Raw genomic sequence first — 25,009 nt, forward strand, 5'->3', positions numbered from 1 at the left:
ATCCTCGGGGAGGTAATCGGCTGGCAATCAGCTGATTCCAAGTCGAGTCGGTCAACACAACAGAAAGCGTGACGATGGCGACCCTTGAGTTCTCAGCACGACGACTGATCCTTGCCGGAGGGTTTGCCGTGGCGATCGCCGCGGCGCCTGCGGTCGCCGCCTTCACCGTGCCCGCCGCCACCGCACCGTCCATCGCCGCATGCCCCAATGGCGAGACCGAGGACATCTACACCGGCGAGTGCACACCCGAGATGGTGCCCAATTCGCCTGAGTTCCAGTCCTCTCCGGGCGGACTGCCCTCGGTCGACGGCATCCCGTGCAGCGGCGGCAACTCCGGCCAGTGCATCGGCCTCTCCGAGGAGGAGCAGTCGGCAGGCCCCATGCCGGTGCCGCACTCCTCGGTGAGCTCCAGCCCGTAATCGCCGGGGCTGGCACCGCTTAGATCAAGATCACACTCGCCGCAAGTCGACGAGACCAGTTCTCAGGGAACTGGTGGAACCCATGCAGATTCCTTTCAGGTTCCATACAATCCTCCCGACGAGACGGTCAATTACGACAGAAAGCGTGACGATGGCGATCTACGAGATCTCAGCCCGACGACTGATCCTGGCCGGCGGATTCGCGCTTGCCGTCGCCGCGGCTCCCGCGGTTGCCGCGTTCGCCGTGCCGGCAAACCCCGGCACGTCCGTCGCTTCGTGCCCCGCGGGCGAGGAAGAGGACCTGTACACGGACATGTGCATCCCGCACACCGTGCCGAGCTCGCCCTCTCCCTTCACCACCGATGCCGCCAACCCCGACATCCCGGAGATCAGCGGCGTGCCGTGCACCGGGCGCAACTCCGGCCAATGCATCGGCCTTGCCGAGGATGCACCCGCGTTCGTGCAGCCCGAATCGACCGTCGGCAGCAGCCCGACCGTCACTGGCAGCACGGGAAGCGTCGGCTAGTAAACGTAGGCGGCGCTCCGGGTTGCCCGGCGCGTCGCCTACAGTTGTCATATGCCTGCAAAATCTGATCCCGCCGAACTGGGCGACGTCGAACCATTGGCCGATAGCACCGCCCGGCAGGCCCGGCGCGTGGTAGCCGCTTACGCCACCGACGCCGACGAGTGCCGCGTCTTCCTGTCGATGCTGGGCATCGGGCCGGCGAAGATCGAAGCGTAGTGGCTGCTGGAGGCGGCCCGGACGGAAATTCGTCGGCTGACTCCGGGCACTCCGACTTCGTTGTGGTGGCCAACCGGCTGCCCATCGACATGGAGCGTCTTCCCGACGGCTCCACGACGTTCAAGCGCAGCCCGGGCGGACTGGTAACCGCACTCGAGCCCCTGCTACGGCGTCGCCGTGGGGCCTGGATCGGGTGGCCGGGCATCACCGACGGCGACGAGGAACCCATCTTCGAGGACGACCTCGAGATGCGCCCGGTTCGGCTGTCCGACGACGACGTCGCCGACTACTACGAGGGCTTCTCGAACGCCACCCTGTGGCCGCTGTACCACGACATCATCGTCAAGCCGATCTACCACCGAAGGTGGTGGGACCGGTACGTCGACGTCAACCGTCGGTTCGCCGAGGCCACCGCACGCGCGGCGGCGCCGGGCGCCACCATCTGGGTTCAGGACTACCAGCTGCAGCTGGTGCCGAAGATGCTGCGGATGCTGCGGCCCGACCTGACCATCGGGTTCTTCCTGCACATCCCGTTCCCTCCCGTCGAGCTGTTCATGCAGATGCCGTGGCGGACCGAGATCATCGAGGGCCTTCTCGGCGCCGACCTGATCGGCTTCCACCTGCCGGGCGGGGCGCAGAACTTCCTGATCCTGGCGCGCCGGCTGGTCGGTGCGAACACGTCGCGCGCCTCGGTCGGGGTGCGGTCCCGGTTGGGTGAGGTCCAGGTCGGCTTCCGCACCGTGAAGGTGGGCGCCTTCCCCATTTCGATCGACTCCGCCGAGCTCGACAGGAGGGCACGCGATCGTGGCATTCGCCAACGGGCCCGCGAGATCCGCGCCGAGATGGGCAACCCGCGCAAGGTGCTGCTCGGCGTCGACCGGTTGGACTACACCAAGGGCATCGACGTCCGGCTGCGGGCGTTCTCCGAGCTGCTCGACGAGGGTCGCATCAACGCCGACGACACGGTGATGGTCCAGTTGGCCACGCCCAGCCGCGAGCGGGTCGAGAGCTACAAGGCGATGCGCGAGGACATCGAACGTCAGGTCGGCCACGTCAACGGCGAATACGGCGAGGTCGGCCACCCGGTCCTGCACTACCTGCACCGGCCGATCCCACGCGACGAGCTGATCGCCTTCTTCGTTGCCGCAGACGTCATGCTCGTCACGCCGCTGCGCGACGGGATGAACCTGGTCGCCAAGGAGTACGTCGCCTGCCGCAGCGATCTCGGCGGCGCGCTGGTGCTCAGCGAATTCACCGGTGCCGCAGCGGAATTGCGGCAGGCCTACCTGACCAATCCGCATCACCTCAACGGCGTGAAGGACTCCATCGAGGCCGCGCTGACGCAGTCCCCCGAGGAAGGTCGGCGACGCATGCGCGCACTGCGCCGCCAGGTGCTCGCCCACGACGTCGACCGGTGGGCGCGCTCGTTCCTCGATGCGCTGGCCGCCACGCGCGACGCGGACAACGCGTCGGACGTCGGAGAAGGTGACGTCAGAGAAGGTTGATGCCCCCGATGAGCCATTTGCCGTCGATCTTCTGATATTCGACGCGCAAGCGGCTTCCGTCGTAGACGGGTTGTTTGGACTTGTCGGTGACGGTGCGGTTCATGAACACCATCACGGACGCCGAATCACGTTGCGCGGCCAGCATTCCCACCCCGACCACGTTCACCTGGCTGATCACCTGCCGATCCCTGGCCTGCGGGATCACGTTCTTGGTGGTGTCGTCCTCGTATTGGCGCCGGAACTCCGGCGTCATCAGGTTGTAGACCTCGGTGCGGCTGCGCTCCACCGTCTGGTAGTCGAAGCCCAGAATCATCGGGATCTGCTGTGCGGCAAGCGGAGGCAGTTCCTGGCGCGTCTGTTGTTCGGCCCGGATCTCGAAGCGGTTCCAGAACAGATAGCCACCGATACCGCCCAGTGCGACCAGCGCGACGGCGAACAGCGCCCCGACGAGCGCGGCCAGCCTGGTGGTCCAGCGGCCCATCAGTTGCCCCCGTCCGGGTATTTGAGGTCGTAGCCCGTCATGTGGCCGTTGTCGTCCTCGTGCACGATGACCCGCAGCCGGTAAGGCTGCGACGGCTTGTTCACGCCGTCCAAGTCGGTCACCGTCACCCGCACCGACACCAGTACCGAGGCGTTGTTGGCCACCTCATCGATCTTCTCCAGCGCCGCACCGTTGATCACGGCCTCGGAGCTGGCTTGGGTGTCGCGGAAGATGGCCTTCAGATTGTCGACGTTGCCTGCCTGGCTCATCATGTCGCGCAGCGGACCGCTGGTGCCGTTGACGAACCGGTTCACGCTCTCGTCGATGTTGTTCTGGTTGTAGCTGAACATGTTGACCACGGTCTGCGACGCGGTGTCGATGAACTCCTGCTGCCGCGCCTGATCGGCGTCGGCGGTGCGCTGCTGGGTGAGCAGCAGCGCCACCACGCCGGCGAGCAGAGCCACCAACACCCCAGTGACGACCAGCCCGACGAGCGCGACCAGGTTGACGTTCGGCCGACGGCGTGGCGGCGGTCCCATCGGGCGCGCGAGCCGCACCTTGACCGTGCTCGGCTTGTCGACCTTGACGCCTACGGACGCCGCAGTCTCGCCCGCCGCCGGTCCGGCCGCCCGAGAAGCGCGGCGGCGCCTGCGGGCGGCAGCCGTCGATTCTTGTTCAGTCATGCCTGCCTTGGATCCCTCATCAGGTCGACCCACGTCTCCGCAGTCGCGACCTTGTCCGTACCTCCGGCGTATACGCCCGTGCCTCCGGCGGGGTCGACGAACACACCGGTCCTCGAATCGTACGTCGTGCTCGCAGGCGCACCGGCGGCCTGCGGAGCGTCGGGGATCGGCGCCTCCGCGGGCAGCGGACCCGGCGCAGGCGGCGGGGGCGGCGGTGCGGGTGGCATCCGGCCATACGGCGGCACCACCTGGTCCGGTGGAGCGTAGAACGGCAACGGCGGTGGTGGCCCATTGTCGTTCGGCGGCACCGGCAGTGGGAACGGCGCCTGCGGCGCGGGCCCCGGCCCGGGTACTACCCCTGGCGGCAGCTGCACGGCCGGCGGACCCGGATCGTAGTCGGCGTATGGCGGAATGTAGGGAAATTTGTTGGGCGGAGTGATGTTTCGCCCCGGCGGCTCGTAGTGATTGTCTTCCCGTTGATCCATCGGGGTGTCATACGGAATGGGCGGCCCACGCCAGGGGCTGGTGCCGATCGGTACGTAGCCGCGCGGATCGCGGCAGATCTGCACGGTCGGGGCGCGCTTGCCGGGGAATTCCTGGCACGGGTAGTTGCGCGCGCCGCGCACCACGGCGGGATCGTTCTGCGCCGTCTTGCAATACAGGTCGCCGGGCAGGTCGCGCAGCGTGGTGTCGGCAGGCGAACGGATCAGCGGCGGAGGGATGAATCCCGTCGAGCACGGGGGCGGATCACCGAGGTCGACCTTGAAGTCCAGCTTGCCGCCCTCGTCGGTGGGCAGCCCACCACCGACCGTGATCAATGCCGCCATCAGCGCAGGGAAGATCACCAGTGCCTGCTCGAGCGACTTGTGATAGATCACGCCGATGCGGCCGAAGTTGGCCAGGTTGGCGGCCAGCATCGGGAACGTCGGCCGGATGCCGTCGAACGTGGTGTTGGCCGCCTCCGTCGCGCCGGGCACGGTCTGCAGCACGTTGCGCAGTTGCGGATCGGCTCCTGCGGCCTCGGTGGTCAAGCGGGCCAGCCCGTCGGCCAGTGACTTGATGTCGTCACCGCTGCGAATCTGTGAATCCAGGAACGGCCCGACCTGGTCGATCAGCTGCGTGGTCTGCCCGTAATTGGAATTCGCCTCATCCACCAGCAGGCGTGAAGACTGGATCAGCCGCGACAGCTCGGGGCCGGATCCGTTGAACGCCTTGAACGTCTCGCGCAGCAGATCCTGAATGCGGCTGTCACCGATGCTGCTGACGAGTTCGTCGGCCTTAGTGAGCAAGCCGGAGATGTCCTGACCGATCGCGGTGCGGTCGGTGCCGATGTCGGAACCGTTGCGCAGCATCTCGTTGGACGCGTCGGCCGGTGGCACCAGGTCCACGTACTGTTCGCCGACGGCCGACACGCTCTTCACCGTCGCCGTGACGTTCTCCGGGACGGGGGTGTCGGTGTTGAGGCGCATGTGCGCCACGACGCCGTCGTTGGACAACCCGACCGATTCGACCCGTCCGATGGTCACGCCCCGGTAGGTGACGTTGGCGTTCTCGTAAAGGCCGCCGCCTGCAACGAAGTTCGCGGTGATGTTGTATGAGCCGATGCCCATCGCCGACGGCACGTGCAGATAGAACGCCGCCATGGCTCCGACACAGAGCACGGTGACGAGTGCGAAGATCGACAGTTGCAGGCGCGTAAGGCGGTCCAGCATTACGGGCTCCCCCCGTCGTGCTGAGTTGCGGTGCCCGGCGGGATCTTGAACGGATCGGCCGCCTGGCCGGACAGGTTCGCCATCGCCCCGGTGAGGAAGTCCGGCGGATTGACGACCTCGTCGAGGCGCTTCATGTTCGGATCGAAGCCCAACGAGGTGGTGAGCACCGACTCGCCAAGTCGCCGAAGGGTCAGGTCGAACGTGACGAACACGTTGAGGTAGTCGCCGCGCACGGCGTTGCGCAGATACTTGTAGTGGAACGGGAATGTCGGCAGCAGTTCGAGATCCGAGATGAAGTCGTCGGCATTGTCGTTGAACGCCTTGACGACCGGATAGAGATCCTTCAAGTCCGCCGCGAAGTCACTCTTCGTCTCCGACAGCACGTGCGACGCGACGCCTGCGAACCTGCGCAACGCGGTGAACGTGTCGACGATGTTCGTGCGGTTGTCGTTGAGCACCTTCAGTGCGGCGGGCAGCGAGTCCAGCGTGCGGCCCAGGCCGTCCTTGCTGCGCGCCAGAATTCCCGCGAACCGGTTCAACCCGTCGGCGGCGGCGATGATGTCGCCGGTCTGCTGGTCAAGCGAACCGGTGAGTTCGGCGAGCCGGGGTATCAATTCGGCGAAGCTGCCCGCCCGACCGGCCACGGCGTTGTATGCCTCGTCGGTGATGTCCTGCAGCGCACCGAGATTGCCCTTGTTCACCACGACGCCCAGCGAGGACAGCACCTCTTCGGTGGTGGGGTACCGGCCGGTCTGGCTCAGCGGGATGTTCGAGCCGTCGACGAGCCTGGGTTGCCCCGACTGGTCAACGGGCGGAATGAGTTCCACGTGTTGCGAGCCGAGCAGTGACGTCTGTGCCACGGTCGCGCGCGAGCTCTGCGGAATCTTGACGTTCTCGTCCAGCGACAACTTCACCGCCGCGTAGAACGTCCCGTCGGGCCGTTGCACCGCGTCGATGCCCGACACGCTGCCGACCGTGACGTCGTCGATCATCACCGGTGAGTTCTGCGGCAGCGTCGCGACGTCGGGAAGCTCGACGGTGATGCTGTAGGAACCGCTGCCATGCCCGGCCGTACCGGGCATGTTCAGCGAGTTGAGGCCGCCGAACTGGCAGCCGGCCAGCAGCACCACCCCGGAGCCGAGAGCGAGCGCATTCCGGGACTGCCGCAGCACACGGCGGCGCGCCGTGGTTCGGGTCATCCGCCCGCTCCTTCCGCAGGCAAGGGCGCCGGGCCGGGCGCCGGACCAGCTGGGGAGACCTGTCCCACCTCGGCGGGCGGCGGCAGGATCAGATCGCTCAGCATGCCGTCCGGGCCAGGGGTCGAGGGCGTCACGCCAGGAGCGGGCTGCCACTGCAGATACGGCACCGGGGTCTGCGCCTTGGCTTCGGTTTCCGGTGTGTCGTAGATGATCTGGCCCTTGTACGCCGTGATGCTGTTGATCGGGTGGAACAACATCGGCGGGTAGTTCATCGCGATGCGCTTGAACACCGGACCCATCCGCTGGCGGCAGATCTCCGCGCGCTTGTAGTTGTCCGGGTTCGCGCCGGTGTCGAAGGTACCGCCGCAGATGAACTGCACCGGGTTCGAGAAGTTCGGCAGCGACAGCAGACCGCCGACGGTGCCCTGAGCGGGGTTGTAGATGTTGTAGAAGTTCGCGAGGCCGTTCGGCGTGATGTGCAGGACCTGCTCGATGTCGTCACTGTGATCGGTGAGGATCTGGGTGAAGTCGGCCAGCTTGCCGACCTGAGCGATGAGGGCCTCGTTGTTCTTGTTGAGGAAGCCCTTCACGTCACTCAAGGCCTGGTTGAGCGTGCCCAGCGTGACGTCGAGATCCTTTGAGCTGTCGGCCAATACCTGCGACACCGAGGCGACGTGGTTGGAGAACTGCACGATCTGCTCGTTGCTGTTGGACAGCGCGTTGACGAGCACCTGCAGGTTGCGCACGGTGCCGAACAGGTCGGAACGGGAGTCGCCGAGGCGGCCTGCGGTCTGGGACAGTTCCCGCAACGCCTTTCGGAACGAGTCGCCGTTGCCGTCGAACGTGTCCGCGGCCTGATTCACGAACTCGCTGAGCGGACCCTGCAACGATCCCTGCTGCGGACCCAGCTGGGTGCTGAGCTGGGTGAGCTGTTCCTTGACCTCGTCCCACTCGACGGGTACGCCGGTGCGGTCGAGTCCGATCTGCGCGCCGTCGGCGAGCACCGGACCCCCGGTGTAGGCGGGGGTGAACTGAACGAACCTGGCCGACACCAGGTTTGGGGCGACGACGATGGCGCGGGCATCGGCGGGCAACTTCACCCCGTCGCGCACGGTCATCGTGACCTGCACGTCGGACGCGCGGGGCTTGATGGAGTCGATGGTGCCGACGGGCACTCCGACCACCCGCACGTCGTCGCCCGGGTACAGGCCCACCGCCGACGGGAAGTACGCCACCACCTCGTGCCCGCGACGCGACGGCCACAACGTGTACACGCCGCCTGCCAGCACCACCACCAACAGGGCGGCCAGGATGACCCGGATCCACCGGGACCGACGCAACTTCGAATCGTCTTGTGTCATGGCGACTTCGGCCTAATGATCAGGCGCTCCGAGATGTATCCGCGCAGCATGTCGGCGAGGCTGTCGGGCAGTTTGCCCGGCTGAAAGTAGGTGTCGAGCAGCACTTCGGACATCGTGGCAGGCGGCAGGCCGTACAGGTTGATCTGGAAGCCGGGGCCGGAGCCGACGACCTCGCCCAGCGCCGTCGCATAGCCGGGGAGCCGCTTCAGCGCCTCACCGATGTGCTCGCGGCGCTCGAGGAGGTTGTCCATGACCTTGTTCAGGTTCTCCAGCGCCGGACCGAACTCGCGCTGGTTGTCCGCGACGAAACCCGAGAGCTGACGGGACACGTCGTCGATGCCGGAGATGAGGTTGCTCAGCGCTTGGCGGCGTTCGTCGAGCGCGGCGAACAGCAGGTTGCCCTCGGTGATCAGCTGATTCACCTGACCCGACCGCTGCGCGAGGGTGTCGGACACCCGCTTGGCGTGGCCGAGAAGTTGTTCCAGCGCTTCGTCGCGCTTGTTGAGGCTGCGCGACAGGTTCGCCACGCCGTCGAGGGCACCGCGCAGTTGCGGGGTCGCGTCGCGCAAGGTGTCGGTGAGCGTCTGCAGCGCCAGCTCGAACTTCGGCTTGTCCAGCTCGCTGGCGTTGCGGCCGAGATCCTGCAGCGCAGTGTTGAGCGTGTACGGAGTGGTGGTGCGGCCCAACGGAATCGTCGTCGACGAGCCGCTGCCACCCGGCGTCACCGCCAGCGACTTCTGACCGAGCACGGTGTCGGTCTTGATCGCCACCAGCGACTGATCGCCGACCTTGATGCCGCGGTCCACCGTGAACGTGACCCGTGCGGCGTCACCGGCCAGTTCGACCGACGACACCTGCCCGACCTTGATCCCGGACACCGCGACGTCGTTGCCCGGCGAGATGCCGCCCGCGTCGGTGAAGTACGCCTGGTAGCTCTTGCCCTGCGGCCAGAACGGGAGCTTGGTGTAGCCGAACGACACCAGGACCAGGCACGCCACCAGGACGATGCCGAAGACCCCCGTGCGTACCGGGTTGCCGCTGTCCGGCCTAGCCATTCTCGGAGCACCTTCCCTTCGAAGGATCTGGCGGACCACCGAACGGGATCAGGATGTCACTGCCCGCGGGGCCGTTGATCTTCATCCGGATCGAGCAGTAGTAGATGTTGAAGAACGAGCCATACGCACCAAGTGCGTTGAGCCGCAGGTAGTTTTCGGCGAGCGGTTCGATGACCTTGTTGACGTCGCCCTTGCGCTCATCGAGCCGCTGCGCCAGCGGCCGCACGTTCTCGAGGACGCCCTGCAGCGGGCGACGGCTGGTCTCCAGCATCTCGGTCAGGTCGTTCTCGGCCGAGGCGAGCGGCGGAATGGCGCCCGCGATCGGGTCGCGATTCTGGGCCAGTCCGGTGACGAGCTGCTCGAGCTGGTCGACGCTGGCGTCGAACTGCGCGCCCTTCTCGTCGACCGTGCCGAGCACCGTGTTGAGGTTGTTGATCACGTCGCCGATCAGCTGATCGCGCGCGGCGAGGTCCTGGGTGAACGATCCGGTGCTGGCCAGCAAGTTGGACAGCGCGCCGCCCTGCCCCTGCAGCAACTCGATGACCGCGTTGCTGACCTCGTTGACCTTGGTGCCGTCCAGGCCCTTCAATACCGGCTTCAAGCCACCGAGCAGCGCGTCGAGGTCCAAAGCCGGCTGGGTGTTCTCCCTGGCGATGGTGCCGCCCGCAGGCAGCTTACGCAGGTCGCCTGGGCCAGAGGTGATTTCGAGGTACCGGTCCCCCACCAAGTTCTGGTACCGGACCACGGCCTTGCTCGACGTGTACAGCTGGTAGCGCTCGTTGACGTCGAACGTCACGTCAACGCTGTTGTCGGGATTGAGCTTCAAGCCCTTGACCGAGCCCACCGGGACGCCGGCGATCCGGACGTCCTGCCCGGACTTCAGCCGAGAGGCATCGGAGAAGTTGGCGTGATAGGTGTTGCCCGACGCGAAGCGGAACTGCCCGAACACCACCACCAGGCCCGCTGCCACCAGCAGCATCACCGTGGTGAAGACGGCGACGTTGATGAGCGTGCTGCGTTCGCGGTTCATCACCAATCATCCCGTTCCGCGTATGCCCCGTTGAACAGGAACTGCAGCGTCGACGGTGCGTCGAACTGCAACTCGGTGTTCGGCTGGTACGGGACGTAGGCATTGTCGGTGACCAGGAAGGGCGAGTGGTACCACGATCCGCCGAACTGCTTGGACGGCACGTTCGGCAGGCCCCGGCAGTTCGGGCCGCCCGACGCGTTCACGTACGGCAGGCTCTCCGGGTACGTGTACGCGGGGGCGCCTGGCAGGAAGTTCGACGCCACGAACAGGCCCGGCCGGATGCCGCCGATGATGGGTGCGAAGGTATCCAGCGCCTTCTTGGTACCGGTGATGATGCAGCCGAGTTCTGGCGAATAGTCGCCGGCCACCTTCAGCGGCGCCCGCAGCCGTTGGATGGCGGCGATGTAGTCCTCGGCCGCGGGTTCCAAGGTCGCCGTGCCGTTGTTGGCCAGGCCGGTGGCGGCGAGCAATGTGGCGTTCAGGTTGTCCTGCTGGTCGACGAGCGTATTGCTGATGGTGGGCACGTTGTCGAAGACCGTCGCGAGGTCGGGCGCCGCGTCGGCGTAGATGTTGCCGACGACCGCCGTCTTCTGGAAGTCCTGCTGCAGCGTGGGCAGCTTCGGATTCAATTGTTGGAGATAGTAATTCAGGCCGGCCATGGCGGCGCCGAGGTCGTCGCCGTTGCCCCGCAGACCCTCCCCGAGCGCGGTGATGGTCGCATTGAGGTTGATCGGGTCGATCTTCTGCAACACGTCGGTCAGCGTCTGGAACAAGGTGTTGACCTCGAGCTGGACGTCCGAGGCGGCCACCTGCGCACCGGCCCGCAGCGAGTGATCCGCAGGCGAATCGGGCGGGAGGAACTCCACCGCCTTGGCGCCGAACACCGTTGTGCCGCCGATGCGCACCTTCGCGTTGGACGGGACGTACGGCAGTTGGTTGCTGTCGATCGCCAGCGTCAGCTTGGCCTGATTGCCTGCGTACTCGATCTCCTTGACCCGGCCGATCTGGATGCCGCGGTACTTCACCTTGGCGTCGGTCTCCATCACCAGGCCTGCCCGCGGCGCGGTGACCGTGACGGTGTCGGTGGAGGTGAAGGCCGCGGTATAGGAGAGGTAGGTGAACACGGTGGCGGCGAGCACCAGCACACCCAGAATCGCCGCAGCGATCCTGACGTGGCTGCGCTTGGCGTCACCGTTCGACATTCGTCCCTGCCTATCCGGAGAGGTTGAAGTTGCCGGAGGCGCCGTAGACGGCGAGGGAGATGAACAGCGTGATCGTGACGACGACGATGAGCGACGTGCGCACGGCCTGACCGACGGCGATGCCGACGCCAACCGGACCGCCGGACGCGTTGTAGCCGTAATAGGTATGTACGAGCATGACCGCGATCGACATCACGATCGCCTGCAGGAACGACCACAAGAGGTCGGTCGGCACCAGGAAGGTGTTGAAGTAGTGGTCGTACAGCCCCGCCGACTGGCCGTTGATGAAGACGGTGGTGAAGCGCGCCGCGAAGAACGCGGCGAGCACCGACAGTGAGTACAGCGGGACGATCGCGATGAGGCCGGCGATGATGCGCGTCGACACCAGGTAGGACACCGAGTGCACGGCCATCGCCTCGACGGCGTCGATCTCCTCGGCCACCCGCATGGCGCCCAATTGCGCAGTGGTGCCCGCTCCGATGGTGGCGGCGAGCGCGATGCCCGCGATCACCGGGGCGACGATGCGCACGTTGAGGAACGCCGAAAGGAAGCCGGTCAACGCCTCGATGCCGATGTTGCCCAGCGACGAATAGCCCTGGACGGCGATGACGCCGCCGGACGCCAGCGTCAGGAACGCCGCGACGCCCACCGTGCCACCGATCATCACCAGAGCGCCCGCGCCCATGGTCATCTCGGCGATGAGGCGGATGGTCTCCTTGCGATAGCGGGTGATCGCGTTGGGGATGTAGCGCATCGACTCGCCGTAGAACAGCGCCTGCTCGCCGATGACGTCGACGGCCTTTGGCACGCCGCGGAAGAACCGGCGCAGGCGAAGTGTGGCGTCGTAACTCATGGGCGGCTCACCTGGCCAGGACCCGGACGCCGATCGCCGTGGCGATCACGTTGATGACGAACAGGCAGATGAACGCGTAGACCACGGTCTCGTTCACCGCGACGCCAACGCCCTTGGGTCCACCCTTCACGGTCAGCCCCCGGTAGCAGCCGACGAGGCCCGCGACGACCCCGAACAACATGGCCTTCAAGAACGCGAGCATCAACTCGCCGAGGCCGGTCAGGATCGTCAGGCCGTTGATGAAGGCACCGGGGTTCACACCCTGCAGAAAGACCGAGAAGGCGTAACCGCCGGACAGGCCGATCGCGCAGACCAGCCCGTTGAGCAGGAGGGCCACGAAGGTCGACGCCAGCACGCGCGGCACGACGAGGCGCTGGATCGGGTCGATGCCGAGCACCCGCATGGCGTCGATCTCTTCGCGGATGGTGCGTGCACCGAGGTCAGCGCAGATCGCCGTGGCTCCGGCGCCGGCGACCACGAGCACCGTCACCACCGGACCCAGCTGGGTGACGGTGCCGAACGCGGTACCCGCGCCGGACAGGTCGGCCGCGCCGAGCTCCCGAAGCAGGATGTTGAGCGTGAAGGCCACCAGCACGGTGAACGGGATGGCCACCAGCAACGTGGGAATCAGGGAGACGCGCGCGATCATCCAGGTCTGATCGAGGAACTCTCGGAACTGAAACGGTCGCCGGAAGATCTTGACGAAGGTGTCCAACGACATCTCGACGAACCCGCCCACGGCCCGGGCCGGAGCCGCAAGCTGTTCGATCAACCTCGGCTCCGTTCTCGGCACGGGGGTCGAACGGTCGTTTGGCGAAGAGCCCGGGACTACCGGTCCAAACGGCCTTCCCACCCAGGGTTAAGCGGTGCTCTTAGTGAGCCGGCTCATATTAACTAGAACACGTTCGCAGTGTCAAAGAACCGCAAAATCCGCCACTGCAAGCAGATTTGCGCTGGTCAGGGCTAGTGTGACGTAGGTCATTCTGAAACGTGTTCTACCTCTCACAGGCCAGCGTCGATCAAGACCGTCAGTCTCGGGACTCCATCAGTCCCGTCGCTGAGAATCCGAGCTCGGGATCCCGGTCAGCAAAGTAGTCACGCAACGTTGCGTCGAGGTCGGCTGCGGCCCACGCATCGGACTCGGCAGTGAAGTGCTTTTCCGCCACGGGCGCCGCAACCAGCGTCACCGTCGGACCATAGACGATGAACAACTGCCCGTTGACCCCTTCGGCCGCCGGCGACGACAGAAACCGCACCAGGGTCACCACGTGCTCGGGCGACAGGCTGTCGATCCGACCGTCCGACAGCTCCGGTGCGTCGCCGAACACGTCGGCGGTCATCGCCGTCCTGGCCCGTGGCGCGATGGCGTTGGCACGCACGCCGTAACGGCCGAGCCCGCGGGCAGCCGACAAGGTCAGCGACGTGATTCCGGCCTTCGCCGCCCCGTAGTTCGCCTGTCCGACCGGGCCGGCGAGGCCCGCCTCGGACGACGTGTTGACGATGCGGCCGTAGACCTTTCCGTCGTTCGCCTTGGCCTTGTCGCGCCAGTACGTCGCGGCGTTGCGGGTGAGCAGGAAGTGGCCACGCAGGTGCACGGCGATGACGGCGTCCCAGTCCTCGTCGGACATGTTGAACAGCATGCGATCGCGGGTGATTCCGGCGTTGTTGACCACGATGCTCAAGCCGCCCAAGCCGTCGGCGGTGGACACCAACTCGTCGGCGGTGCTGCGCGCGCTGATGTCACCCGCGACGGCGACGCCCTTGGCGCCGACCGCGGCGATCTCGTCGAGGACGTCGGACCGATCCAGCGCACCGGCGATGTCGTTGACGACCACGGTGGCGCCGGCACGGGCCAGTCCGATGGCCTCGGCTCGACCAAGACCTGCGGCCGCGCCCGTCACTACCGCGACCAGACCGGACAGATCCGTCGCCTGCTCATTCGTGCTCAATTTATGAATACCTCTAGTCTTTGCGGAGCAACGCGGCTCTTGGGCACTCGGCGATCGACTGCTCCGCCAATCCCTCTTGGTCGGCGGGCACCGGGTCAGCCAGGACGACCGCGTAGTCCTCGTCGTCCAGATCGAACAGGTCCGGCGCGATACCCACGCACACCGCGTTTCCTTCACAGCGATCACGGTCTACTTCGACTCGCATGACTGTCTCCTCTCGGCCTGGTTCTGGTGCGCCGCCCTCGGTAAGGGGCCAGAATACGACCCCGGGCGCCGGATGCCACCCCAGGCGCCGCCTGGATTCCAAGACTAGAACGTGTTACAACCGGGAGTGTCGACGGGTACCCGCGGCACGGTGACGGACCAGATAGGACGACGGCGATGCGGATCGGCTACAGCCCCGAACAGGAGGAGTTGCGCCGTGAATTGCGGGCGTACTTCACCGGCCTGATGACCCCCGAGCGGGTGGAAGCGCTGAGCTCGTCGGAGGGCGAGGTCGGCAGCGGCAACGTGTACCGCGACACGGTCAAGCAGATGGCCGTCGACGGCTGGCTGACGTTGAGTTGGCCGGAGGAGTTCGGCGGCCAGGGCCGCTCCCCCATGGATCAGCTGATCTTCACCGACGAGGCCGCCATCGCGGGCGCCCCGGTGCCGTTCCTGACCATCAACAGCGTCGCGCCGACGATCATGGCGTTCGGCACCGAGGAGCAGAAGAAGTTCTTCCTGCCCAAGATCGCGTCGGGTGACCTGCACTTCGCGATCGGCTACTCGGAGCCCGGCGCAGGCACGGACCTGGCCGCGCTGCGCACCACGGCGGTGCGCGACGGCGACGACTACGTGATCAACGGTCAGAAGATGTGGACCAGCCTGATCGCCTACGCCGACTACGTCTGGCTCGCGGTGCGGACCAACCCCGACGAGAAGAAGCATCGCGGCATCTCGATGCTCATCGTGCCCACCACCGCCGAAGGCTTCTCCTGGACGCCGGTGCACACCATGGCCGGTGTCGACACCAGCGCCACCTACTACCAGGACGTCCGGGTGCCCACCTCCAGCCTGGTCGGCGAGGAGAACGGCGGCTGGAAGCTGGTCACCAACCAGCTGAACCACGAACGCGTCGCGCTGGTCTCGTCGCAGCCGATCTACGTGGCGCTCGACGGCGTCCGGGAGTGGGCGCAGAACACCAAGGACAGTCACGGCAGGCGGCTGATCGACTCGGAGTGGGTGCAGCTCAACCTCGCTCGCGTGCACGCCAAGGCCGAGGTGCTCAAGCTGATCAACTGGGAGCTCGCATCGGCTCAGGACGCCGCACCGTCGCCCGCCGACGCGTCGGCCGCCAAGGTGTACGGCACCGAACTCGCGACCGAGGCGTACCGCCTGCTGATGGAGGTGCTCGGCACCGCGGCCACGCTGCGCTCCGACTCCCCCGGCGCGCTGCTACGCGGTCGGGTGGAACGCATGCACCGGTCGGCGCTGATCCTCACGTTCGGCGGCGGCACCAACGAGATTCAGCGCGACATCATCGGCATGGTCGCGCTCGGCCTGCCGCGCATCAACCGATAGGACGAACATGGACTTCACCACCACAGAGGCCGCGGGCGACCTGGGCCAGCTGACGCGCACCATCACCGATTCGGTGTGCACGCCCGAGCACCAGCGTGAGCTCGACAAGCTCGACGAACGCTTCGACCGCGACCTGTGGTCCACGCTGATCGACGCCGACATCCTGTCCACCGCCGCACCGGAGTCGTTGGGCGGCGGCGGTTTCGGGGTGCTCGAAGAGACCGCGGTGCTGGTCGCACTCGGCCGTCAGATCGCGGCGGTGCCGTATCTGGAGTCCGTCGTGCTCGCCGCAGGCGCCCTCGCCAAGTTCGGCTCCGCGGAGTTGCAGCGGGACTGGGCGACGCCCGCGATCAAGGGTGACAAGATCCTCACCGTCGCGCTCGACGGCGAGATGGGGCAGGGCCCGGTGCAAGCCCAGACGCAGGGCTCCGGTTACCGGCTGTCCGGCTCCCGCGCGCAGGTCGGCTACGGCCCGGTTGCCGACGCATACCTGGTACCCGCCGAAACCGACTCGGGTGTCAAGGTATTCGTGGTCGCCGCGACCGACCCTGGCGTCACGGTCACGTCGCTGAACACCACCGGACACGGCAGTGTCGGGCACCTGGAATTGCAGGGCACCGACGTGGACGCCAGCCGGGTCGTCGGTGACGGCGAAGTGGTGAACTGGCTCGTTACTCAGACTGCGTTGGGACGCAGCGCCTTCCAGCTCGGCGTGCTGGAGCGCGCGCTGGAGCTGACCGCCGAATACGCCCGCGAACGCGAACAGTTCGGCAGGCCCATCGGCAGCTTCCAAGCCGTCGGCCAGCGGCTGGCCGACGGGTACATCGACATCAAGGGTCTGCGGCTCACGGTGACGCAGGCGGCGTGGCGACTGGCGGAGGATCTGCCCGCGGACCTGGAGGTCGGCACGGCGGCGTTCTGGGCGTCCGAGGCGGGCCACCGGGTTGCGCACACCACGGTGCACGTGCACGGCGGCGTCGGCATCGACATGGACCATCCGGTGCACCGCTACTTCCTGGCCGCCAAGCAGACCGAGTTCGCGGTGGGCGGTGCCACCGGGCAGCTGCTGCGCATCGGCCGCGAGCTGGCCGAGACGCCGGCCTGACCCGACTGCCGCAGGTGACCGCTGCACGCAACCCCACCGTCACCGATCTCCTGGTGCCGCTCGTCGACGTGACCGACCGCGGCGTGCACGACGAGCACACGTTCGTCAGCTGGCACGACCACATCGGCGCCGCCGCGGAACTGGCGGCCGCACTGACCGCCCGGCTCGATCCGAATCGGCCGCCGCACGTCGGTGTCCTCCTCGGCAACACTCCGTTCTTCTCCACCGTCCTGGCGGCGGCTGGGCTCACCGGTCTGGTGCCGGTGGGCCTGAATCCGACTCGGCGCGGCGACGCGCTGGCTCGCGACATCTCCCACGCGGACTGCCAGTTGGTGTTGACCGACGATCCGCAGTCGGTGGCCGGGGCGCTGCCCGATGGCGTCGGCTACATCGACGTCGAATCTCCCGAGTGGGCAACCGAACTCGCCTCGCACCGCGGCGCCCCCGTGACGTTCGCCGACCTCGGACCGGACGACCTCTACATGCTGATCTTCACCTCGGGCACCAGCGGGGAGCCCAAGGCGGTGCGCATCACCCACGACAAGGTGGCCTTCCCTGGCCGGATGCTCGCGCAGCGGTTCGGACTGGGGCCGACCGACACCGCCTACCTGTCGATGCCGTTGTTCCACTCCAACGCGGTAATGGCCGGCTGGGCCGTCGCGGTGGCGGCAGGCGCTTCGATTGCCTTGCGTCGCAAGTTCTCCGCATCCGGCTTCATGCCCGACGTCCGCCGCTTTCGTGCGACGTACGCCAACTACGTCGGCAAGCCACTGTCCTACATCCTCGCCACGCAGGCGCGCGACGACGACGCCGACAATCCGCTGAGGTTCCTCTACGGAAACGAAGGGGCACCACGCGATCTCGAGCGGTTCGCCCGTCGCTTCGGCGTGATCGTCGTTGACGGATTCGGCTCCACGGAGGGCGGCGTGGCGATCGCCCGCACCCCGGACACCCCGGACGGCTCGCTGGGGCCGTTGACCGACGAGGTCGCGATCGTCGACGTCGACACCGGAGAGCCCTGTCCGCCCGGCAAGGTCGGCGAGCTGGTGAACCCCACGGGCCGCGGATGGTTCCGCGGCTACTACCGCGACGAGGCCGCCGAAGCACAGCGGATGGCCGACGGCGTCTACCACACCGGTGACCTCGCCTACCGCGACGAGGACGGCTTCATCTACTTCGCCGGCCGGCTCGGCGACTGGATGCGCGTCGACGGCGAGAACCTCGGCACCGCCCCGATCGAGCGCATCCTGATGCGTTATCCCGACGTCGTCGAGGTGGCGGTGTACGCCATTCCCGATCCCGCCGTTGGTGATCGGGTGATGGCGGCGTTGGTGTTGCGTGAGGGCGCCGCGTTCGACGTGGGGAAGTTCGAGGCGTTCCTGGCCGAACAACCCGACCTCGGCCCCAAGCAGTGGCCGTCGTTCGTCCGAATCTGCGCGGCCCTGCCGCGTACCGAAACCTTCAAGGTGCTCAAGCGGATCCTCTCGGCCGAGGGCACCGAATGTGTTGACCCGGTGCTGCCCGTGCGGCGGTAGCGTGGCACGGGTGGGATACCGCGAATATTCGCCGCCCACCCCGCTGGGCGAGTACGTCGAAGCCGCGTGGGTGGTGGACGGTCCCGGCGATGCGGTCCGGGTCTTGCCGGACGGATGCATGGACCTGATCCGGATGGACGGGCACGTCGTCGTGGCCGGGCCGGACACCACGGCGTCGGTCAGCCGCCGTGACGAGGAACCGTTCGTCGGCCTGCGCTTTCGGCCGGGGATGTTGCCCCGGCTCCTCGGCGTACCCGCGGCAGAACTGCGTGATCAACGCGTCCCCCTCGATGCGCTGCGCCCGGTACGTCCGCGACACCGACTGACGGAGTTGGTCGCCGAGCTCGCCGCCGCCCGGCCGCGGCCCGAGACCACGCCATGGTCGGTGCCGACGCTGAGCCTCGTCACGGCCAGGCTGGCGGCGGGAGCGTCCGTGACCGACGTGGCGTCGGAGGTCGGCTGGTCCGGGCGAACCCTGCAGCGCCAGTGCGGCGCCGTCTACGGCTACGGTCCCGCCACGTTGCGGCGCGTCCTGCGCTTCCGGCACGCGGTGCAAATGGTGCGCGACGGTAGGCCGTTCGCCGCCGTTGCCGCGGCCGCCGGATACTCCGACCAGCCGCACCTACACCGTGAGGTCCGGGATTTGGCCGGAGTGCCGCTGCGAACGCTGCTCGAGGATCAGGTTTCCAGCGGGGCGAACAGATCGACCCAGTTTCCGTCCGGGTCGGACACCGTCGCATAACGCATGCCCCACGGCGCGTCATAGGGTTTCAGCGCTCCGGCGTGACCTGCCGCGGTGACCCTATCGAACAGCTCGTCGACCTGTCCCGGGGAACCCAAGCCGATTGCCAGGGCGACGCGACCGGGTTGGTTCGAGGGCTCCCAGCCCGGGTGCATGCCCGCAATGGTCTCGTCGGTGTCGAACGACAGCGTGTTGCCGCCGGGCAGCTCGACGGCGACGTGCGGCGCGTCCCCGTCGGGGATCGTCAGTCCGAGAAGGCGATAGAAGTCCAGCGACCGTTGCAGGTCCGAGGCAAAGACCTGGAACACTGCCGATGTCAGGTGAATGTCCATGATTCGACGCTAGGCCCCCGGTGCGGCGCCGTCGTGAACGAATCGGACAACCTAGGCTGACGCCATGGCGATCGACCCGTCGGCTGTCCTGCTCACCGGGCGGGTCGCCGTCGTCACCGGAGGGGGCGAAGGCATCGGCCGCGGGATCGCCGCCGGCCTGTCCGCATTCGGTGCGTCGGTGGCGATCTGGGAGCGCAACGAGCAGACCTGCGGCGAGGCAGCCGACGCCGTCGGCGGACTTGGCGTCGTCACCGACGTCCGCGAACCCGAGCAGGTCGATGTGGCGCTGGCACGCACCGTCGCCGAACTCGGACCGGTCTCCATCCTGGTCAACAACGCGGGCGGCACGTTCCCGTCGCCGCTGCTCGAGACGTCGGAGAACGGCTGGGATGCGCTGTACCGGGCCAACCTTCGACACGTGTTGCTGTGCACGCAACGCGCTGCGCGGGTGATGGTCGAACACGGCATCCCCGGCAGCGTCGTCAACGTCACCTCGATCGAGGGCTCCCGGGCCGCGCCCGGTTACGCCGCCTACGCCGCCGCGAAGGCAGGCGTCATCAACTACACCCAAACCGCGGCACTCGAACTCGCTCCGCACGGCATCCGCGTCAACGCGCTCGCGCCCGACTTCACCCTGACCGAGGGACTGGCCCGACTCGCTGGACCCGAAAGGCTGGAGCGCTCGGCCCGGATGGTCCCACTGGGACGGGCAGGCCACGTCGACGAGATGGCAGGTGCCGCAGTGTTCCTGGCCTCGGACCTGGCGGGCTACGTCACCGGCCAGACGATCCACGTCGACGGCGGGACGGCGGCCGCCGGTGGTTGGTATCCGCATCCCGAGACCGGCGCCTACACCCTGGGCCCCGGCTGACCCGCAGGCGGGGATCGAGCAAATCATCTTAGAAGGCCCGCGGTGGTTTGCACCGGGTTCTGGTCGGTGAATTCGAGTAGATCTACTCATCCTGGCCATGGCGCTTTTTGGGATACGCTTCGCTGCGGTATGGGGGTCGATCTTGATTGCCCGTGGCGCCCAGGAACCAGTCATCGAAATACGAGGAGTTAATTCATGAAGGCATCGGCGCTCACCGGTGTGGCCGCGGCGGTTACCGCATTGGCCGTCGTACTGTCCGGCTGCGGCTCGGACACCAAGACCGCAACGTCAAGCAGTTCCAGCACCGAGAGCTCGAAGACGTCGTCGAGCAAGTCATCGACGACGAAGAAGAAGCCCACGGTGGCACCGCGCGAAGAGGATGCGGCGGGCCCCAATCCGACCATCGCCAGCTACATCAAGGAACACGGCATCACCGAAACCGCCGTCCACATGGGCGATCCCGGTGCACCCACGATCAACCTGCCGGTTCCTGACGGCTGGGAGCCGGCCGGCGAGAACACCCCGGAGTGGGCCTTCGGGGCCATCATCTACACCGGGCCCGAGGGCGAGGCGTACACCCCGAGCATCGTGGCGCTGGTGTCGAAGCTGACCGGCGACGTCGACCCACAGACGATCATCGATCTGGCACCGGGCGAGCTGAACAACCTCGCCGGGTACAAGCCGCTGAACGAGGGTGCCACCAGCACGCTCGGTGACTACCCGGCCTACCAGCTCGGCGGCACGTGGGATTCCGACGGACAGACCAAGATCGTCGCGCAGAAGACCGTCGTCATCCCTGCCGAAGACGGCGTCTTCGTCCTGCAGCTCAACGCCGACGGCCTCGAGGATCAGGCCGAATTGGTCGGTGCCGCCACGGACGTCATCGACTCGGATACCACCATCGAGCCCTGACACCAGACAGTTGAAGGCGCCGCCGAAGTGCTCAGCACTTCGGCGGCGTTTCTGCGTTCAGGCTTCCCGGATGCCGTCGAGGCGCTTGGACGCGGCCTCGAACCCTTCGACCAGTTCGGCGATGATGTCGGCGACCGGGCGGATCTCGTTCATCCGGCCGACGATCTGACCGACCGGCATCGCGACCGTCGACGGATCGGTGGATTCGCTCATCCGTTGGTGCGCCTCGCTGACGAGGATGTTCTGCAGCGGCATGGGCAGCGGTTCCGGTGCATCGTCGGCGTCCCACGCCTCGGTCCAACGACTCTTGAGCAGCCGCGCCGGCTTGCCGGTGTAGATGCGGCGACGCACGGTGTCGCTGGAACTGGCAGCCAACAACGCCTGCTGAATCACCGACGTGCCCGACTCCGTGCGCACGCCGAGGTCGTATTCCGCCGCGGTGAGGAACGCCGAACCCATCCACACACCTTGCGCGCCGAGCGCTAGCGCCGCGGCGACCTGCCTGCCGCTGCCGATCCCGCCCGCCGCGAGCACCGCGGCCTTACCACCAAGGGCATCAACGACTTCCGGCACCAAGACCATCGACGCGATCTCGCCGGTGTGGCCGCCGGCCTCGTGGCCCTGGGCGATGACGATGTCGACGCCGTTGTCGACGTGACGTTGCGCGTGCTTGGCGCTGCCTGCCAGCGCGGCCACGGGGACGCCTGCGGCGTGGGCCTGGTCGATGACGTCCTTCGGAGGAGAACCAAGTGCGTTGGCGATCAGCTTGATCGGATGCTTGAGCGCCACCTCGACGTGGCTGCGGGCGACGGAGTGCAGCCAGCCCAGCACGCCTTCGGAGCGTTCCTCGTCGTCCGGCAGCGGAGGCACACCCAGGTCGGCGAGCGTCTTGGCGACGAAGTCCCGATGTGTCTGCGGGATCAGCTTGTTGATGTCGACGCTGCTCCCCTCGGTGGGCACCTTGGCGGGCATGACGATGTCGACGCCGTACGGCTTGCCGTCGGTGTTCTCGTCCATCCAGCCCAACACGGCTTCGAGGTCGTCGGCGTCGTTGAACCGCACGCAGCCCAGCACGCCGAGACCGCCCGCCTTGCTGACCGCGGCCGCCACCTTCTCCGACGGCGTGAAGACGAAGATCGGGTACTGGATCCCGAAGCGGTCACACAGTTCGGTTCTCATCTAGGAAGCAGTCCCCACGTGGTTGGCGTGCACGTCGTCCGCCGGACGCTCCTCGGTCGTGTCCTTGGCCCAGCGGTAGTCGGGCTTGCCTGCCGGGGTCCGCTGAATCTCGTCGACCCACCAAACCTTGCGCGGCACTTTGTATCCCGCGATCTCCTGCCGCACGAACGTGTCGAGTTCGGCCAGCGTCGGGTTGGTCGACGGGCGGCGGTGCACGACGGCAGCCACGCACTGACCGAAGCGATCGTCGGGAACGCCGACCACCAACGCGTCGAACACGTCCGGGTGACCCTTGAGTGCGGCCTCGACCTCCTCGGGGTAGATCTTCTCGCCACCACTGTTGATCGACTGCGAGCCGCGGCCCAGCATCGTCACGCTGCCGTCCGCCTCGACCTCCGCGTAGTCACCCGGGATCGAGTAGCGAACCCCGTTGAAGGTCTTGAAGGTTTCCGCAGTCTTCTTCTCGTCCTTGTAGTAGCCGACGGGAATGTGGCCCTTCTTCGCGATGAGCCCCCTCACGCCCGAGCCCGGCTTGACCTCGTTGCCGTCCTCGTCGAGCACGACGGTCGTCTTGTCGATGGTGACGCGCGGGCCGCCGGTGTGCGACTGGCCCTTTGCCACGATGCTGGTGCCCCCGAAGCCCGTCTCCGAGGAGCCGATCGAGTCGGTGATGATCCGGTTGGGCAGCAGTTCGAGGAACTTCTCCTTGATGCTGGTGGAGAACAGCGCGGCGGTGCTGGCCAGCAGGAACAGCGACGAGAGGTCGTAGTCCCTGCCCTTCGACTGCGCAGCGATCAGCGCGTCCAGCAGCGGGCGCGCCATTGCGTCACCCGTGAAGAACAGCAGGTTGGCCTTGTTCTTCTCGCACGTCTCCCACACCTCGTCGGCGTTGAACTCCGGTGCGAGTACCACGGTGTGTCCCGCGAACAGCGCGCCCCACGTCGCCGACTGCGTCGCGCCGTGAATCATCGGCGGGATCGGATAGCGGATCATCGGCGCGTTCGCGGCGGCCTGCTTGGCCAGGTCGTACTCGTCGGCGATGGGTTCACCGGTCGCATAGTCGGTGCCGCCCAACAGGACCCGGTAGATGTCCTCGTGGCGCCACATCACGCCCTTGGGGAAGCCGGTGGTGCCGCCGGTGTAGAGCAGGTAGATGTCGTCGGCGCTGCGCGGACCGAAATCGCGCTCCGGCGCGCCCTTCTCGAGCGCCGACGCGAACTCGACGCCGCCGTAGCGCTGGAAGTCGTCATCGCTGCCGTCCTCGACGACCAGGATGGTCTTCACGTTCGGGGTCTCGGGCAGCACGTTGGCGACGCGGTCGGCATAGCGGCGCTCGTGCACCAGCGCGACCATGTCGGAGTTTTCGAAGAGGTACTTCAGCTCGCCCTCGACGTAGCGGAAGTTGACGTTGACGAGGATCGCGCCTGCCTTGACGATGCCGAGCATCGCGATGACGATCTCGATGCGGTTGCGGCAGTACAGGCCGACCTTGTCGTCCTTCTTCACGCCTTGGTCGACGAGGTAGTGGGCGAGGCGGTTGGCCTTGTCCTCCAACTCGGCATAGGTGAGCTGTTCGTCGCCACAAATCAGGGCAACACGGTCTGGCACGGCGTCGATGGCGTGCTCGGCAAGATCGGCAATGTTCAGGGCCACGAGACCTAAACTAGAACGTGTTACATTTCGAGACAAGTCTCCGGCGACAACGGTGAAAGGCGGATACCCGTGAGCGACCCCCAAAAAGGCCCCGACGCCCTCGTTGAGCAGCGCGGACACACTTTGATCGTGACGCTGAACCGGCCGGAGTCCCGCAACGCGCTTTCGACCGAGATGCTCTCGATAATGGTGGACGCCTGGGACCGTGTCGACGAGGATCCGGAGATCCGGACCTGCATCCTGACCGGTGCCGGCGGCTACTTCTGCGCCGGCATGGACCTCAAGGCCGCCACCAAGGCGCCTCCTGGCGACTCGTTCAAGAGCGGCGCCTACGACCCGTCGCGCATCGATGGTCTCCTCAAGGGCCGCAGGCTCACCAAGCCGCTGATCGCCGCCGTCGAGGGCCCCGCCATTGCCGGTGGCACCGAGATCCTGCAGGGCACCGACATCCGCATCGCGGGCGAAAGCGCGAAGTTCGGCATCTCCGAGGCGAAGTGGAGCCTGTACCCGATGGGCGGCTCCGCGGTGCGGCTGGTCCGCCAGATTCCGTACACGATCGCGTGCGACCTGCTGCTCACCGGACGCCACATCAAGGCCGCCGAGGCTCTCGACATCGGACTGATCGGCTACGTCGTGCCCGACGGCACTGCGCTGGACAAGGCGCTCGAGATCGCCGAGGTGATCAACAACAACGGCCCCCTGGCAGTGCAGGCGATCCTGCGCTCCATCCGCGAGACCGAGGGCATGCACGAGAACGATGCCTTCAAGATCGACACCAAGATCGGCATCGAGGTGTTCCTGTCCGACGACGCCAAGGAGGGCCCGATGGCCTTCAAGGAGAAGCGCGCCCCCAACTTCCAGATGAAGTAGGGCTCTTGGCCCGACTGTGCGCCTGACGAGGGATTTCGCGCGCATTCCTCGTCACG

The 25,009-nt window shown here is 66.8% G+C and carries 26 protein-coding genes; 11 read left to right on the forward strand and 15 right to left on the reverse strand.

The annotated features are described in order from the left end of the window. The first annotated feature begins 74 nt into the window (after positions 1-74). From N536_RS0108700 to N536_RS37805, 4 genes are all read left to right on the forward strand, one after another. Positions 75-419: a hypothetical protein gene (locus N536_RS0108700; RefSeq protein WP_029113263.1), complete on the forward strand. Its 345-nt coding sequence runs from the start codon at positions 75-77 to the stop codon at positions 417-419. A gap of 151 nt (positions 420-570) precedes the next feature. Continuing rightward, entirely contained in the window at positions 571-945 is a 375-nt protein-coding gene (locus N536_RS0108705; RefSeq protein ID WP_029113264.1) for a hypothetical protein, read from the forward strand. Positions 946-996: 51 nt separating this feature from the next. Next, the gene (locus N536_RS42555) at positions 997-1,161 is read left to right on the forward strand and encodes a hypothetical protein (RefSeq protein ID WP_197040084.1); all 165 of its coding nucleotides are present in this window, start codon (positions 997-999) and stop codon (positions 1,159-1,161) included. Next, positions 1,161-2,666: a trehalose-6-phosphate synthase gene (locus tag N536_RS37805; protein ID WP_051574330.1), complete on the forward strand. Its 1,506-nt coding sequence runs from the start codon at positions 1,161-1,163 to the stop codon at positions 2,664-2,666. The genes N536_RS42555 and N536_RS37805 overlap by 1 nt, the downstream gene beginning before the upstream one ends. Here the strand turns inward: N536_RS37805 and N536_RS0108720 are convergent. From N536_RS0108720 to N536_RS0108775, 12 genes are all read right to left on the reverse strand, one after another. Beyond that, positions 2,653-3,147: a hypothetical protein gene (locus N536_RS0108720; protein WP_029113265.1), complete on the reverse strand. Its 495-nt coding sequence runs from the start codon at positions 3,145-3,147 to the stop codon at positions 2,653-2,655. The two genes, N536_RS37805 and N536_RS0108720, sit on opposite strands and share 14 nt — an antisense overlap. Next, complete coding sequence (locus N536_RS0108725; RefSeq protein ID WP_029113266.1) at positions 3,147-3,830, reverse strand: hypothetical protein; 684 nt, start codon at positions 3,828-3,830, stop codon at positions 3,147-3,149. Before N536_RS0108725 ends, N536_RS0108720 begins: the two co-directional genes overlap by 1 nt. Further along, positions 3,827-5,542 (reverse strand): MCE family protein, encoded by a 1,716-nt coding sequence (locus N536_RS0108730; RefSeq protein WP_029113267.1) that lies wholly within the window; start codon positions 5,540-5,542, stop codon positions 3,827-3,829. Before N536_RS0108730 ends, N536_RS0108725 begins: the two co-directional genes overlap by 4 nt. Continuing rightward, entirely contained in the window at positions 5,542-6,741 is a 1,200-nt protein-coding gene (locus tag N536_RS0108735; protein WP_051574331.1) for an MCE family protein, read from the reverse strand. Before N536_RS0108735 ends, N536_RS0108730 begins: the two co-directional genes overlap by 1 nt. Continuing rightward, the gene (locus N536_RS0108740; RefSeq protein ID WP_029113269.1) at positions 6,738-8,102 is read right to left on the reverse strand and encodes an MCE family protein; all 1,365 of its coding nucleotides are present in this window, start codon (positions 8,100-8,102) and stop codon (positions 6,738-6,740) included. The genes N536_RS0108735 and N536_RS0108740 overlap by 4 nt, the downstream gene beginning before the upstream one ends. After that, positions 8,099-9,157 (reverse strand): virulence factor Mce family protein, encoded by a 1,059-nt coding sequence (locus N536_RS0108745; protein ID WP_029113270.1) that lies wholly within the window; start codon positions 9,155-9,157, stop codon positions 8,099-8,101. Before N536_RS0108745 ends, N536_RS0108740 begins: the two co-directional genes overlap by 4 nt. Continuing rightward, entirely contained in the window at positions 9,150-10,187 is a 1,038-nt protein-coding gene (locus N536_RS0108750; RefSeq protein WP_029113271.1) for an MCE family protein, read from the reverse strand. Before N536_RS0108750 ends, N536_RS0108745 begins: the two co-directional genes overlap by 8 nt. Next, positions 10,187-11,389, reverse strand: coding sequence for an MCE family protein (locus N536_RS0108755; protein WP_029113272.1), 1,203 nt, complete (start codon positions 11,387-11,389; stop codon positions 10,187-10,189). Before N536_RS0108755 ends, N536_RS0108750 begins: the two co-directional genes overlap by 1 nt. 10 nt (positions 11,390-11,399) lie before the next feature. Next, a complete protein-coding gene (locus N536_RS0108760; protein WP_029113273.1) occupies positions 11,400-12,242 on the reverse strand; it encodes an ABC transporter permease in 843 nt (280 codons plus the stop codon). Between the two features lie 7 nt (positions 12,243-12,249). After that, positions 12,250-13,014, reverse strand: coding sequence for an ABC transporter permease (locus tag N536_RS0108765; protein ID WP_029113274.1), 765 nt, complete (start codon positions 13,012-13,014; stop codon positions 12,250-12,252). 256 nt (positions 13,015-13,270) lie between these two features. After that, on the reverse strand, positions 13,271-14,191 hold the full coding sequence (locus N536_RS0108770; RefSeq protein ID WP_029113275.1) for a 3-oxoacyl-ACP reductase: 921 nt from the start codon (positions 14,189-14,191) through the stop codon (positions 13,271-13,273). Positions 14,192-14,204: 13 nt separating this feature from the next. Further along, on the reverse strand, positions 14,205-14,396 hold the full coding sequence (locus tag N536_RS0108775; RefSeq protein WP_029113276.1) for a ferredoxin: 192 nt from the start codon (positions 14,394-14,396) through the stop codon (positions 14,205-14,207). Between the two features lie 176 nt (positions 14,397-14,572). Between N536_RS0108775 and N536_RS0108780 the strand changes: the two genes are divergently transcribed. From N536_RS0108780 to N536_RS0108795, 4 genes are read left to right on the forward strand one after another with little or no spacing between them, the layout of a single operon-like run. Next, the gene (locus tag N536_RS0108780; protein WP_029113277.1) at positions 14,573-15,754 is read left to right on the forward strand and encodes an acyl-CoA dehydrogenase family protein; all 1,182 of its coding nucleotides are present in this window, start codon (positions 14,573-14,575) and stop codon (positions 15,752-15,754) included. 7 nt (positions 15,755-15,761) lie between these two features. After that, positions 15,762-16,859, forward strand: coding sequence for an acyl-CoA dehydrogenase family protein (locus N536_RS0108785; RefSeq protein ID WP_029113278.1), 1,098 nt, complete (start codon positions 15,762-15,764; stop codon positions 16,857-16,859). A 14-nt stretch (positions 16,860-16,873) separates the two neighbouring features. Next, complete coding sequence (fadD17, locus tag N536_RS0108790; protein WP_029113279.1) at positions 16,874-18,394, forward strand: long-chain-fatty-acid--CoA ligase FadD17; 1,521 nt, start codon at positions 16,874-16,876, stop codon at positions 18,392-18,394. 10 nt (positions 18,395-18,404) lie between these two features. Beyond that, positions 18,405-19,136: a DUF6597 domain-containing transcriptional factor gene (locus N536_RS0108795; RefSeq protein ID WP_029113280.1), complete on the forward strand. Its 732-nt coding sequence runs from the start codon at positions 18,405-18,407 to the stop codon at positions 19,134-19,136. Here the strand turns inward: N536_RS0108795 and N536_RS0108800 are convergent. Further along, entirely contained in the window at positions 19,073-19,468 is a 396-nt protein-coding gene (locus N536_RS0108800; RefSeq protein ID WP_029113281.1) for a VOC family protein, read from the reverse strand. The genes N536_RS0108795 and N536_RS0108800 overlap by 64 nt on opposite strands. Positions 19,469-19,532: 64 nt before the next feature. Here N536_RS0108800 and N536_RS0108805 point away from each other — a divergent pair, with 64 nt between their 5' ends. Continuing rightward, positions 19,533-20,339 (forward strand): SDR family NAD(P)-dependent oxidoreductase, encoded by an 807-nt coding sequence (locus tag N536_RS0108805; protein ID WP_029113282.1) that lies wholly within the window; start codon positions 19,533-19,535, stop codon positions 20,337-20,339. 195 nt (positions 20,340-20,534) lie between these two features. Then, positions 20,535-21,251 (forward strand): LpqN/LpqT family lipoprotein, encoded by a 717-nt coding sequence (locus tag N536_RS0108810; protein WP_029113283.1) that lies wholly within the window; start codon positions 20,535-20,537, stop codon positions 21,249-21,251. Between the two features lie 57 nt (positions 21,252-21,308). Here N536_RS0108810 and N536_RS0108815 read toward each other — a convergent pair whose 3' ends face one another. Both N536_RS0108815 and N536_RS0108820 read right to left on the reverse strand, forming a co-directional pair. Further along, positions 21,309-22,430 carry a nitronate monooxygenase family protein gene (locus N536_RS0108815; protein WP_029113284.1) on the reverse strand — a complete coding sequence of 374 codons (1,122 nt, stop codon included), beginning with the start codon at positions 22,428-22,430 and terminating at the stop codon, positions 21,309-21,311. Further along, a complete protein-coding gene (locus tag N536_RS0108820; RefSeq protein WP_029113285.1) occupies positions 22,431-24,083 on the reverse strand; it encodes an acyl-CoA synthetase in 1,653 nt (550 codons plus the stop codon). It lies immediately after the preceding gene. A gap of 69 nt (positions 24,084-24,152) precedes the next feature. Here N536_RS0108820 and N536_RS0108825 point away from each other — a divergent pair, with 69 nt between their 5' ends. Beyond that, positions 24,153-24,953, forward strand: a complete 801-nt coding sequence (locus N536_RS0108825) for a crotonase/enoyl-CoA hydratase family protein (RefSeq protein ID WP_029113286.1) — start codon at positions 24,153-24,155, stop codon at positions 24,951-24,953. Positions 24,954-25,009 lie beyond the last annotated feature (56 nt).

This window comes from Mycobacterium sp. URHB0044, from assembly GCF_000620625.1.
In the GTDB taxonomy this organism is placed as follows: domain Bacteria; phylum Actinomycetota; class Actinomycetes; order Mycobacteriales; family Mycobacteriaceae; genus Mycobacterium.

What these genes read in the sequence shown, in the direction of transcription:
- N536_RS0108700 (WP_029113263.1), top strand. Translation starts at nt 75, where the DNA reads ATGGCGACCCTTGAGTTCTCAGCACGACGACTGATCCTTGCCGGAGGG.
- N536_RS0108705 (WP_029113264.1), top strand. Translation starts at nt 571, where the DNA reads ATGGCGATCTACGAGATCTCAGCCCGACGACTGATCCTGGCCGGCGGA.
- N536_RS42555 (WP_197040084.1), top strand. Translation starts at nt 997, where the DNA reads ATGCCTGCAAAATCTGATCCCGCCGAACTGGGCGACGTCGAACCATTG.
- N536_RS0108720 (WP_029113265.1), bottom strand. Translation starts at nt 3,147, where the DNA reads ATGGGCCGCTGGACCACCAGGCTGGCCGCGCTCGTCGGGGCGCTGTTC.
- N536_RS0108725 (WP_029113266.1), bottom strand. Translation starts at nt 3,830, where the DNA reads ATGACTGAACAAGAATCGACGGCTGCCGCCCGCAGGCGCCGCCGCGCT.
- N536_RS0108730 (WP_029113267.1), bottom strand. Translation starts at nt 5,542, where the DNA reads ATGCTGGACCGCCTTACGCGCCTGCAACTGTCGATCTTCGCACTCGTC.
- N536_RS0108735 (WP_051574331.1), bottom strand. Translation starts at nt 6,741, where the DNA reads ATGACCCGAACCACGGCGCGCCGCCGTGTGCTGCGGCAGTCCCGGAAT.
- N536_RS0108740 (WP_029113269.1), bottom strand. Translation starts at nt 8,102, where the DNA reads ATGACACAAGACGATTCGAAGTTGCGTCGGTCCCGGTGGATCCGGGTC.
- N536_RS0108745 (WP_029113270.1), bottom strand. Translation starts at nt 9,157, where the DNA reads ATGGCTAGGCCGGACAGCGGCAACCCGGTACGCACGGGGGTCTTCGGC.
- N536_RS0108750 (WP_029113271.1), bottom strand. Translation starts at nt 10,187, where the DNA reads ATGAACCGCGAACGCAGCACGCTCATCAACGTCGCCGTCTTCACCACG.
- N536_RS0108755 (WP_029113272.1), bottom strand. Translation starts at nt 11,389, where the DNA reads ATGTCGAACGGTGACGCCAAGCGCAGCCACGTCAGGATCGCTGCGGCG.
- N536_RS0108760 (WP_029113273.1), bottom strand. Translation starts at nt 12,242, where the DNA reads ATGAGTTACGACGCCACACTTCGCCTGCGCCGGTTCTTCCGCGGCGTG.
- N536_RS0108775 (WP_029113276.1), bottom strand. Translation starts at nt 14,396, where the DNA reads ATGCGAGTCGAAGTAGACCGTGATCGCTGTGAAGGAAACGCGGTGTGC.
- N536_RS0108780 (WP_029113277.1), top strand. Translation starts at nt 14,573, where the DNA reads ATGCGGATCGGCTACAGCCCCGAACAGGAGGAGTTGCGCCGTGAATTG.
- N536_RS0108785 (WP_029113278.1), top strand. Translation starts at nt 15,762, where the DNA reads ATGGACTTCACCACCACAGAGGCCGCGGGCGACCTGGGCCAGCTGACG.
- N536_RS0108800 (WP_029113281.1), bottom strand. Translation starts at nt 19,468, where the DNA reads ATGGACATTCACCTGACATCGGCAGTGTTCCAGGTCTTTGCCTCGGAC.
- N536_RS0108805 (WP_029113282.1), top strand. Translation starts at nt 19,533, where the DNA reads ATGGCGATCGACCCGTCGGCTGTCCTGCTCACCGGGCGGGTCGCCGTC.
- N536_RS0108810 (WP_029113283.1), top strand. Translation starts at nt 20,535, where the DNA reads ATGAAGGCATCGGCGCTCACCGGTGTGGCCGCGGCGGTTACCGCATTG.
- N536_RS0108815 (WP_029113284.1), bottom strand. Translation starts at nt 22,430, where the DNA reads ATGAGAACCGAACTGTGTGACCGCTTCGGGATCCAGTACCCGATCTTC.